Origin of the sequence: Hyalangium sp. (assembly GCF_035629615.1) — a bacterium.
Classification (GTDB): Bacteria; Myxococcota; Myxococcia; order Myxococcales; family Myxococcaceae; genus Hyalangium.
In genome coordinates this window covers 1-10,840 of sequence record NZ_DASPHO010000033.1, presented here as the reverse complement: position 1 = coordinate 10,840, position 10,840 = coordinate 1, and the positions used below count along the sequence as shown (strand labels likewise).

Annotated in this window: 8 protein-coding genes; 7 read left to right on the top strand and 1 reads right to left on the bottom strand. The window is 68.1% G+C overall.

Annotated elements, in window-relative coordinates; translation table 11 throughout:
* Positions 1-308 precede the first annotated feature (308 nt).
* The 6 genes from VD972_RS01475 (at position 309) to VD972_RS45360 (ending at position 8,215) form a co-directional block, all read left to right on the top strand.
* Positions 309-2,186 (top strand): serine/threonine protein kinase, encoded by a 1,878-nt coding sequence (locus tag VD972_RS01475; RefSeq protein WP_324979600.1) that lies wholly within the window; start codon positions 309-311, stop codon positions 2,184-2,186.
* 36 nt (positions 2,187-2,222) lie between these two features.
* On the top strand, positions 2,223-2,690 hold the full coding sequence (locus VD972_RS01470) for a hypothetical protein (RefSeq protein WP_324979597.1): 468 nt from the start codon (positions 2,223-2,225) through the stop codon (positions 2,688-2,690).
* Positions 2,690-4,513 (top strand): hypothetical protein, encoded by a 1,824-nt coding sequence (locus tag VD972_RS01465; RefSeq protein WP_324979594.1) that lies wholly within the window; start codon positions 2,690-2,692, stop codon positions 4,511-4,513. The genes VD972_RS01470 and VD972_RS01465 overlap by 1 nt, the downstream gene beginning before the upstream one ends.
* Positions 4,514-4,708: 195 nt before the next feature.
* Positions 4,709-5,347 carry a carbonic anhydrase gene (locus VD972_RS01460; RefSeq protein ID WP_324979592.1) on the top strand — a complete coding sequence of 213 codons (639 nt, stop codon included), beginning with the start codon at positions 4,709-4,711 and terminating at the stop codon, positions 5,345-5,347.
* A 140-nt stretch (positions 5,348-5,487) separates the two neighbouring features.
* Positions 5,488-7,416, top strand: coding sequence for a M20/M25/M40 family metallo-hydrolase (locus VD972_RS01455; RefSeq protein WP_324979588.1), 1,929 nt, complete (start codon positions 5,488-5,490; stop codon positions 7,414-7,416).
* Between the two features lie 187 nt (positions 7,417-7,603).
* Entirely contained in the window at positions 7,604-8,215 is a 612-nt protein-coding gene (locus tag VD972_RS45360; protein WP_414653962.1) for an SAF domain-containing protein, read from the top strand.
* Between the two features lie 63 nt (positions 8,216-8,278).
* Here VD972_RS45360 and VD972_RS01440 read toward each other — a convergent pair whose 3' ends face one another.
* Positions 8,279-8,551 carry a hypothetical protein gene (locus VD972_RS01440; RefSeq protein ID WP_324979586.1) on the bottom strand — a complete coding sequence of 91 codons (273 nt, stop codon included), beginning with the start codon at positions 8,549-8,551 and terminating at the stop codon, positions 8,279-8,281.
* Positions 8,552-8,688: 137 nt separating this feature from the next.
* Here VD972_RS01440 and VD972_RS01435 point away from each other — a divergent pair, with 137 nt between their 5' ends.
* The gene (locus tag VD972_RS01435; protein WP_324979584.1) at positions 8,689-10,317 is read left to right on the top strand and encodes a DEAD/DEAH box helicase; all 1,629 of its coding nucleotides are present in this window, start codon (positions 8,689-8,691) and stop codon (positions 10,315-10,317) included.
* Positions 10,318-10,840: the final 523 nt, after the last annotated feature.

The window sequence follows — 10,840 nt, the reverse complement described above, 5'->3', positions numbered from 1 at the left end:
GTACGGGCAACGGCGGGGGCGACGGAGGGGTTGACGCGCATGGCTGAGTCCTTTTTGGAGAACCGCCTGGGGTGGCGGTGAGTACGGATGACCCCTAATGCACCCCGCATGCCATGAACTAGAGCAGGGGTGCGCGAAAGGTGATCCCCAGGAGTTTCATGGGGTTAGGTGAGAATCTTGGCGCCAAGGCAGGGGGAGGTGGTGACAGCAGCCACCGGGTAGGGGTGGTGACGACAGTCATCACCGGTGACTGCCGTCATCGCCCCGGGGTGCTCATGGGCGCCAGCGGCCGTCCTAGGATGCGGCGAATGTCCCTCCAACCTGGAGAGCGGTTCGGCCGCTATGAGCTGGTGTCTTGGCTTGGTCGTGGCGGCATGGCGGAGACGTACCGGGCCCGGCTGTTGGGCGAGGCGGGCGTCACCAAGCCCGTGCTCATCAAGAAGGTGCTGCCCGAGTACACGAATGATCAGGCGTTCATCGCGATGTTCATCAGCGAGGCGCGGATCTCGGCCACGCTGTCGCACGGCAACATCGCGCAGGTCTACGACTTCGGGCGTGTGGACGGGGACTACTTCCTGGCCATGGAGTACGTGGACGGGCAGCCGCTCCACCGCGTCCTCAAGCGCGCGCGCAAGGCGGGGATGGCGACCGTCCCGGTTCCACTGGCGGCCTTCATCGCCTTGGAGATGTGCCGGGGGCTGCACTACGCGCACACGCGTGCGGATGACAAGGGACAGCCGCTGGGTATCGTCCACCGGGACATCTCTCCGGACAACGTGCTCATCAGCTACGAGGGGCAGGTCAAGATCGTCGACTTTGGCATTGCCAAGGCGCGAGAGCTGCGCGGGTTCAGCACCGAGCCGGGGATCGTGAAGGGCAAGTACCTCTTCTTCTCTCCGGAGCAGGCGGCAGGGGAGGAGGTGGATGCGCGCACGGATGTGTGGGCCACCGGCATCGTCCTCTATGAACTTCTGTGCGGGCAGCTCCCGGTCGAGGATTCGCCGGACGTGGCGATGCCCCGGCTCATGGAGGGGAAGTTTCCGCGGCCCCGAGAGCTGAATCCGAAGCTCCCCGAGGAGGTGGACGCCATCGTCATGCAGGCGCTGGCAGTGAGGCAGGAGGATCGCTACGAGTCCTGCCACGCCTTTGGGGATGCGCTCGCGACGTTCCTGGCCGCCAGCGCGCCGCGCTTCTCGGCGATGTCGCTCTCGCACTTCGTCCAGGAGCTGTTCCGTGAGGACATTGCCAGCACGGGCCGGCAGGCGCAGGTGCCGGACGCGTTCCGGGAGCAGTTCGCCCAGTGGCGAGGCCAGTCTCCCACGGCGTTGATGTCGCCGGGGCGGGCTCGGGCGCCGTCCGACACGGTGCCAGAGCCCTCGGCGCAGCAGCCTGGAGCGTCCCAGGCACCGACGGACAAGTCCTCGGAGGCCGCGACGCGGCAATATGGCTCTGCTCCGACGCAGGCCGACACCCTGATGGATGCATCGGAACCCGGGCAGACCCGCCTCCGGGCCTCTCGGCGTCGAGGGGGCGGCGTGGCAGTCGCGGTGTTGGGCGTGGTGCTCCTGGTGGGGGCGCTCGCGGGTGGCTTCTTCTGGATGAAGCGCTCGAAGCCCGCGGGGGGGAAGGATCCTTCCAACCCTCAGCCCCTCCAGCTCACCGAGGCTCCCCTCGCGCCCCCCCCTGAGCCGGCCTCGCCTGAGCCGGCCTCGCCTGAGCCGGCCGAAGCCCCTGCGGCGGTTGCGGAGGTGGAGCAGGCTCCAGAGCTGGCCGCCGCCCCTGCTGACAGCGCTGCCTCGGCCGAGCCTTCACCCGATGAGGGCGGCGCCAACACCGAGACTGCGCCCACCGAGGCCGTGGCCGACACCGGGACGCCCGCTCCGGCGCTCTCCAAGAAGGAACAGGACGCAAGGGCGGCGTACGACAGCGCGACGAAGCTCTATGAGGGAAGGAACTACGCGCAGGCCCTGGCCAAGGCGCAGCGGTGCGTCGCGCTGACGCCCAAGGATGCCGAGTGCCACAGGATGGTGGGGGCTGCCTACTCCGGGCTGGGCCAGTTCGACAAGGCGATGGGGCACTACCGCAAGTTCCTCGCGCTGGCGCCCCACCATAAGCTGGCCCCGCAGATTCGGAAGAGCGTGGCTGGGTACGCGCAGAGTCAGCGCAAGGACATACAGGAACAGTAGGTTTCGGACTCCCAGGGCCGGAAAGGAGAAGTCAGCATGGTGCGCATCCTTCGTGCACTGCTCTTCATGGCGGTGCTCCCCGTGGGCCTCGCCTGCGAGCAGGTGAAGCAAATCGATCCTCCGGATCTCCCGAAGGTGGATCTGCCGAACCTCTCGCTGCCAAAGCGGGGCACCGGCAACTTCGTCCTGCTCGAGAACCCCTTGGGGGGCCTCCAGCTCGACCCGAGAGGCGATGATGCCATCACGGCGCTCGGGGCCTGCACGGACCTGATCACCTACTGCTTCGAGCCCGGCCAGCGCTCGGTGGACGAGTGCGTACCGGCCGTCCCCCTGTGCAAGACGTCGAAGCCCTGGGAGGAGGACGACTGCTGTCCGTCGGCCTGCGTGGACGCCTACGCGAAGGCACGAGATCGGGGGCAGGAGGCGTTCACGGCCTTCGAGCAGACCTTCTTCGTGGAACCGGACTGCTTCCCGGGGGTTCGTGCGCTGCTGGAGGACCAGTGATGAGACACCTCTTCTTGCTGGCCCTGTTGCTGTCGCTGCCCGCCGTGGCCTGGGAGTCCGTCTGCTACGAGCAACCGGACACGACGAAGGAGCCCTCCGAGTACCCGCAGAACTCCGGCTCCTGGTGTTCGCCCGCGGCGGGGCCCAACACCGCGCGCCACCGCTGGGTGGGCAAGCTGGACGAGCACCGCCGTCTCTGGGAGGTGACGCGGGAGAAGGCGGGCCTGCCCGCCGAGTCCTCCGCGACGATGCGGCTGCGGGTCTTCACGTCGGGTGCTCCGGTGCCGGTGGCTGGGCAGCAGCTCACGTCCTTGCAGCCGGTGCCGTTCGCGGAGGCAGAGCGGGTGCAGCTGCGCTCCATCACCCCGGGCGAGCTGGCGCAGCTGCCGGACTTCTCGTACGCGCTGTGGGACTGGGCGACGGGCCACGAGACATGCCCGCTGCCGGGGGCGGGGGAGGACGCGACGCTGTGTCACGACTTCGCCTCGCACATGGGGCCCGTGAACTCGAACCACTTCCTGCCGCAGGCCGGGCGCTTCTACGCGCACTACCACGCGCTGGCGCTGGGACGGGCGAGGGAGTGCAAGGCGATGAAGGACGCGGTCGGCGCGGCGGGGGCGCGCTTCACGGCCTACCTTCGCGCGTGCGAGGCCCAGGCGCTGGCCCTGGAGGCGGTGGGGCACCACTACCTGCAGGATGCCTGGAGCGCGGGGCACATGTGGCAGCGCTGGGGCTCACCGGAGCTCGTGGACTTCCCGAGCACCACGGGGGATCAGCGTGATCGGGCGGTGCTCGTGGCGCTCGCCTCGGGGTTGCTGCACGGGGCGCGCGGGGTGCTCCAGCGGGTACCGGCGTGGACGAGCTACGACGTGAATGACGCCCTCTGCGCGCCGCACCCGGCGGTGGAGTTCATCACTCCCAGTGGGGAGCGCCACCCGGCCATCGGAGACGACTACCTGGAGCTGCTGCCACCCCTGGGGACGGGCAGCACGTACACGCCGCAGTCAGAGCGGCTGCTGTCCTGCGCGGTGTCGGGGATGCGCGAGGTGTACACGGCGGCAGGGGAGAACCATGGCCCGCTGGGCTCGCCAGCCCAGGGCTTGCGGACCGTGGAGCCAACAGGCCCGGAGTGCTTCGGGCAGCGGGTGACGAACCGGGCGATGAAGGAGGCGGCGGCGGTGCAGTTCCGCCTCGTGGGCCGGCAGGTGACGCTCGATCTGGACTCGCGCGTGGTGGGGGCGATCGTGCCCACCGTGGCACGCGAGACGGGGGAGGTGCCCGTGCCGACGCGGCTGAGGAACGAGTTCCGGCTGGGGCTGCAGCGCGTCGTCTCGCTGACACGGCTGATGGCGAAGGAGCGGCCCCTGGGCACGGAGCTGGCGGAGGGCCGGTTCGGGACCTTCCTGGGCGCGAAGCCGAACGGGGAGTACGCGAACAGCGTGCTGGCCTCATACGTGGATCCGGTGCTGCCGTGGCCGGCAACCGCCGACACGACTGCGGTGGCGAAGGAGCGGGCCCAGGCGCTGGCGCGCGTCTTCCACCAGGGCCACGCATCGGACTGGTGCCGGGCGTTCGCGTCGGATGGCCTCGAGGCGCTCAGGGCAAGGGCCACGAACGGGGCTCTGGACTCGGAGACGCGGGCCGCGGCGTGCGAGATCTGCTCGGAGTTCGCGCTCCGGCACCTGAGAGTCGGGACGGGGCCGGCGAGCTACGACACGGCGTCGGAGCCCCTGTGCCACTACCTCTCGGAGGGGCCGTACCTCTACCAGCCGGGATCCGGCACGCCAGAGCCTCTGGCTCGCGCCTGGTGTGGCTGTCCCTGAGCGAGTCGGCGGTCCGCGCTGCCAGCTACATCACTCCGGTAGAGCAGCTGCGGGCGAGGCTCGAGGCGCAGCGCGAGGCCTACGTGTCGGGCCGTAGTCCAGTCCTCGCTCACAGGCCCGCTTCACGGCCCAACCCGCCGCTCACCCCCTGAGGCCTCTGTGGAAGAGGCCTCCGTGGTGTAGTGTTCGCCGCGCATGGTCACCAAGCTCCTCGAAGGTCACAGCCGGTTCCGCAGCGAGTATTTTGAGAATGAGCGCGAGCTCTTCGAGACGCTCGCCAAGGGTGTGCAGCAGCCTGTGGCGTTGATGCTGTCGTGCTGCGATGCGCGCGTCGTTCCCAACATCATGGTGAATGCGAGCCCTGGTGAGCTGTTCGTGGTCCGGAACATTGCCAACATCGTCCCCCCGTTCGGGCGTCATCTGGCCAACCGGTCTGTCGGCGCCGCCATCGAGTATGCGCTCCACTTCCTGAAGGTGCCGCACGTCATCGTGTGCGGTCATACCCAATGCGGAGGCTTGCAGGCCCTTGCGGAGGGCCTGGGGACGCTGGAGGCAGAGACACCGACGCTCGCGGCCTGGCTTCAGGACGCGGTGGTGGTGCGCGAGCGCATCGCGAGCCGGTGGCCGGACGCGACTCCGGAGGTGGTTGCCCGCCAGCTCGTGTTCGAGAACGTGGTCGTGCAGCTCGAGAACCTGCTCACCTATCCGGTCGTCCAGCGGGCGCTGGACGAGAACCGGGTAGAGATCCACGGCTGGGTCTACGATCTGGTGGCGGCGACGCTGCGAGTCTACGAGCCAAAGGCGAACGAGTTCCGGCCCCTCCAGCCCCGCTGAGTTGCCTCTCTTCTGTGCTCTACGCCTGACTTTCATTAAGGTCTCGAATTGGCGCAATGACCTTGCCTTCCAGCCATCCGCAGAAGACAGGTTCGAGGAATCCCCCACGAAGAAGTCCCTGCGCCGAGGAGAAGCCGCGTATGACCCTGAGGAAATACGTTCCAATCGTCGCATGGCTCGCGTGTGCCGCACCCGCGTTCGCGCAGGCCCCCCAGCAGGACAAGGCGCAGGAGAAGATGGTGTGGATCACCATCGGCACGGACGCACTGCAGGAGGTGCACAAGTCCTTCCAGGGCGAGGGCCTGATGTTGCCGGCCTCGCTGCGTGAGAAGGGCGGGGTGGCGGCACTGCGCATCCCCGAGTCGCAGATTGACAAAGTCGCGGGCGTGATTCACTCGAAGCTCAACCGGTGCGCGGGCTTCATCGCCCATGACTCGGAGGCCAAGGCCCTGGCGGAGGTGGACAGCGCCGGTGCTCCGGTGCCGCCCCCGACGCTGCTGGCCACCTACTTCATCAACAACGGCCCGTCGGTGAACGCAATGCTGAGCGGAGTGCAGGAGCTCAACATCCGCAACACCATCAACTCGCTGTCGACGAACTGGACGACGCGCCGCTACAACGTGCAGTCAGGTGCGGACGCGGCCACCTGGCTGAAGAACCAGTGGACGACCATCGCCAACGGGCGCACGGACGTGTCCGTGGCGTTCTTCACGCACTCATGGCTGCAGCCGTCCGTCATCGCCACCATCCAGGGCACCACGCTGCCCAGCGAGGTGGTGGTGATCGGCGGCCACCTGGACTCCATCAACGGGAGCAGCAGCACCGGCGCGGCGCCAGGCGCGGATGACGACGCCTCGGGCGTGGCCTCCCTCACCGAGGTCTTCCGCGTGGCCATGGCCAATGGCTACAGGCCGGCGCGCACGGTGAAGTTCATGGCCTATGCCGCCGAGGAGGTGGGCCTGTACGGCTCGAACGCCATCGCCACCTGGCACAAGAACAACGCGGTGAACGTGGTGGGCGTGCTGCAGCTGGACATGACCAACTACAAGGGCTCCAGCTACGACTTCGGCATGGTGACGGACAACACCAACGCCGCGCTGAACAGCTTCACCACCAGCCTCATGTCCACGTACCTGCCGGGGACGACCTACACCAACATCACCTGCGGCTACGGCTGCTCGGATCACGCCTCGTGGACCAGCGCGGGCTTCCCGGCCACGATGCCCTTCGAGGCGACGATGAGCACGGACAACCCGCAGATCCACACCGCGGGCGACACGCTGACCTATACCGGCGGTACCGCGACCAACTCGGTGAAGTTCGCCAAGCTCGGCGTGGCCTTCCTGGGCGAGGTGGCCAAGGGCGCGACGACGGGCAACACCCCGCCGCCGACGGACGGAGGAGGGGGCCCCGGGTGCACGCCGGTGGCGCTCACCAACGGCGTGACGGTGCCCAACATCTCCGTGGGCGCGGGCGCCTGGACCTGCGCGTACACCCTGGTGGTGCCCGCGGGCGCCAGCAACCTGAAGTTCGACCTGAGCGGCGGCACGGGTGACGCCGACATGTACGTGAAGTTCGGCGCCGAGCCGACCAGCTCCTCGTACGACTGCCGTCCGTACGCATCCGGCAACACGGAGAACTGCACCATCGCCTCTCCGAGCGCCGGCACCTACTACGTGAAGCTCTCCGGCTACTCGGCCGCTTCGGGCATGAGCCTGAAGGGTGCGTACTCCACGGGGGGCGGCGGTGGCGGCAACGTGCTGACCAGCGGCGTGGAGTCGGCCTCGTACTCGGGTGCCTCGGGCTCGATGACCTGCTACACGCTGACCGTGCCGAGCGGGAGGAGCTCGGTGGTCTTCAACCAGATGGGTAAGACGGGCACCACGGGTGACGCGGACCTGTTCGTCCGGTTCAACGCGCAGCCCACCACCAGCACCTACAACTGCCGCCCGTACCTCTCCGGCAGCACCGAGAGCTGCACCATCAACAATCCGAGCGCCGGTACGTGGTACGCCTGCTCGCGCGGCTACAGCGCGTACACGAACGTGACGATGAAGGGCACCTACTAGCCTTGGGCTGAAGCAGCCCTGAAGTCCGGACGCCCGGGAGCCCCATGGCCCCCGGGCGTCTTTGTGTTCAAGTGGATCCGCCACCGCCTGCGCATGGTGCAACTCAAACAGTGGAAGCGGGGACGACCGTCTACCGGGATACGGGTTGAGACGGACGAGCCGTAGCTCCTCTATAGTGTGCAGCACCATGAATGTTCCCAGTCCCTCCAAGACGTCTTCATCCAGCTCGATCATCTTGGGCTTGCTGCTCGGCGGCGGGTTCGGCTTCGTGCTCAGCGCGCTCCTCATCGGAGTGGTCAGCTATAGCTACTTGAAGAAGAAGGAGGCAGACGTCCGCAGGGGCTGGAACCTCGTCCCTGTGGTCGTTGCGTCACAGGACATCCCAGAGAAGACCCTCGTCACGTTCGACATGATCTCCCAGCGCTCTGTCCCGGAGCAGTTCGTCACCAGCTCCGTGGTCAAGCCAGACAGTGCGTCCTACGTCGTGAACCAGCGCATCCTGGTGCCTCTGCAAGCCGGCGATCCGCTTCTGTGGTCCCAGTTTGAGACCCGGAAGCAGACAATGGGTCTGGTGGCGGCCCGAGACATTCCGGTCGGCGGGAAGCTGACGATGGAGGACGTGACGGAGCGAGGGATGGACCCAGACACCCTGACGCCCTCCTATGTGAGGGAGGCAGAGCGCCCGCAGGTCATCGGCCGGACCATCACCGCGGCGTTCCGCAAGGGCGATCCCATCCTCTGGACCCACTTCTACAACGAGCCCCCACCGGTGGTGGTCCCGGCCAAGGGCACGAAGTAGACCTTGGACGGCCCGCCCAGGACTCTCAGGGGCGGGCCGTCGTGCTTCGCCGTCAGTCCTGGCTCAGTAACAGGCCCCGCAGGTGATGCGCACGATGCCCGCGTCGTACGTATCCGTCCCGTTGGTGCAATAGCGGTGCAGGGCATTGCCGTAGTTCGCGCCACAGACGGGCTCACACTCCCAGATGGAGTAGGCCGTGTAGCCGGCGGCGCAGCTCGCGACCTCCTGCTCGATCTGCCCGTTATCCTGCTCGGGCTCCTGCCCGGTGCCGCCGCAGCCCGCTGACAGCAGCCCCGCGGCCAACAGCAGCCCTCCGATGATAGCTCTCGCTTGCATGCATCCCTCCTTGGAGTGAGTTCAGCTTCGTGAAGCCGGGGGAATATACCGAGCGTGGGCTCTCTGGACGAGCGTCCCGTGCGGCAAAGCGTGCATCCGGATCGCCCCGAGCGTCCGCGTGTGTTAGTCCCTCGCGCGTGAGCACCTCTTTCAAGTCCCTCGGCCTCTCTCCTGAATCGCTCGATGCGGTGCGGCGCGCCCGCTTCGCCTCACCCACGCCGATCCAAGCCCAGGCCATCCCGCCGGCGCTTGCTGGGAGGGATGTCATCGGTTGTGCGATCACAGGCACAGGCAAGACCGCAGCCTACCTGTTGCCCCTGGTCGAGCGCCTGGCCGGTGAGCGGGGCCCGGCTGGGCTGGTGCTCGCCCCCACGCGCGAGCTGGTGCTGCAGATCGCCGAGGAGGCCGGCTTCTTCGGTGAGCCGCGCGGTGTCACCCGGGCGGTGGTGATCGGAGGCACGGACATGGGCGCCCAGGTGGAGGCGCTGCGTCAGCGGCCCTCCCTGGTGCTCGCCACCCCGGGCCGGTTGGCCGACTTGCTGAAGGCGGGCGTGGCGAACCTCTCGGCGGTGCGCATGCTCGTGCTGGATGAGGCGGATCGGATGCTCGAGATGGGCTTCATGCCCGAGCTGTCGCAGATTCTGGCCGCCTTGCCCCGCGAGCGTCAGACGCTCCTCTTCTCCGCCACCCTCGGTCACAACGTGACCCGCTTCGCCCAGGAGGTGCTGCGCCGGCCCGTCCGGGTGGAGGTCACTCCGAGCGGGACTCCCGCCGCGCGAGCCGTGCAGCGGCTGTACGAAGTCGAAGCGGCGGAGAAGTACCCGCTGCTGCTCAGTCTGCTCGCCAGGGACCAGCTGAGCGCGCTGGTCTTCACCCGCACCCGGGAGCGTGCCGAGAAGGTGCAGGAAGTCCTCAAGCGCGCGGGCCACAAGACGGCGACCATCCACGCGGACCGCACGCAGGGACAGCGCAGACAGGCGCTCGAGGGATTCCGGCGAGGGCAGTACCGCTGCCTGGTGGCCACCGACATCGCGTCGCGCGGGCTGGACGTGGAGGATGTCGGCCATGTCATCAACTTCGATCTTCCCCACGCTCCGGAGGATTACGTCCACCGGATTGGCCGCACGGCGCGAGCTGGCGCGAGTGGGCGCGCCTCGACGTTTGTCACCGCGCGGGATGAGGAGGCCGTGCACACCATCGAGCGCATCATCCGCATGAGTCTGCCGCGCGCCGAGGTACCTCGGGAGGACGCCGTCTTTCTCGAGGAGCTGGAGGAGTTCCAGGCCGGGAAGGAGGACGCGGAGCCGGCGAAGTATGAGTCCCGCAGCGAGGGCACCGCTCGTGGCAGGCACCCAGCGCGCGAGGCGGGCCGTACACACTCCCGGGCCGCAACCGGTGGAGAGAGCAACGCCCGCAGATCAGGCCGCCAGAGCGAGGGTCAGGAGCGCCGCGGCAAGGGCCTCAGCCGTCGCGAGGCGCCAGGCCGTGGCGGAAGCTCCACTCGCGGCACGGCGCCTCGACGGGAGAGAGAGGAGGCCCCGCGCAGGGAGCGCTCAATCCCTCCGCGCCGGAGTGAAGGCGTGCGCGACCGGGATACCGCCCGTGGAGCGCGGAATCCACGCGGGCGGAAGACAGGCCAGGAGAAGAGTTCCCCCCGTGGCACGAGGCGCCCGAGTGGCAAGGGTGCAGGGCATCAGAGAGGGCCACCCCGTGGGACAGGCCGCTCCCCACGAGGCCATGGGGGCGGGGGACGGCGGGGCCGGTAGCGAGAGCGCCGCCGTCGTCAAGGGAGCATGGCCCTTTCGAGGGCAGCGGAGAGCTCCCCTTCCAGCGCAGCGCGGACGGAGCGGAGGGCTTGGACGGAGACGACGACGAAGGGAGGTCGCTCGGCAGAAGCTGAGGGTGATATCGCCGCTGGGCTCCGGGAGAGCCGGGGCAGATCGGCGGAAATCCCTTCGCCGACGGATCGACCTTTGGCGCGTTCGACTCGAGGCGGACCAATGCCGGCTCGAAGGATCGCACCGCGACCAGCGCTCCGTTCGCGTCCAGCTCCAGCTTCTGGCCGAGCTCGACGCCGTAACCGTGACGGAGGGTCATCGACTTCTGCTCCGGTGGCATTCCCTCATATGTGAACAGGCACGGAATGCTGTACTCGGTGATGTGCATCACCCGGCGATAGAAGAGGATCGAGAGTCGTCTTCGGTCCTGGTCCCAGTACGGAAAGATCGCCTCCGATGCCTGTTCCCGTGCGGGAATCCCGCTGGGGCCGACGGCCTTGGAGGATTCCTC

Excerpts from the sequence above, each read along its gene's own strand:
- VD972_RS01440 (WP_324979586.1), bottom strand. The coding sequence starts at position 8,551 with ATGCAAGCGAGAGCTATCATCGGAGGGCTGCTGTTGGCCGCGGGGCTG.
- VD972_RS01475 (WP_324979600.1), top strand. The coding sequence starts at position 309 with ATGTCCCTCCAACCTGGAGAGCGGTTCGGCCGCTATGAGCTGGTGTCT.
- VD972_RS45360 (WP_414653962.1), top strand. The coding sequence starts at position 7,604 with ATGAATGTTCCCAGTCCCTCCAAGACGTCTTCATCCAGCTCGATCATC.
- VD972_RS01460 (WP_324979592.1), top strand. The coding sequence starts at position 4,709 with ATGGTCACCAAGCTCCTCGAAGGTCACAGCCGGTTCCGCAGCGAGTAT.
- VD972_RS01455 (WP_324979588.1), top strand. The coding sequence starts at position 5,488 with ATGACCCTGAGGAAATACGTTCCAATCGTCGCATGGCTCGCGTGTGCC.
- VD972_RS01470 (WP_324979597.1), top strand. The coding sequence starts at position 2,223 with ATGGTGCGCATCCTTCGTGCACTGCTCTTCATGGCGGTGCTCCCCGTG.
- VD972_RS01465 (WP_324979594.1), top strand. The coding sequence starts at position 2,690 with ATGAGACACCTCTTCTTGCTGGCCCTGTTGCTGTCGCTGCCCGCCGTG.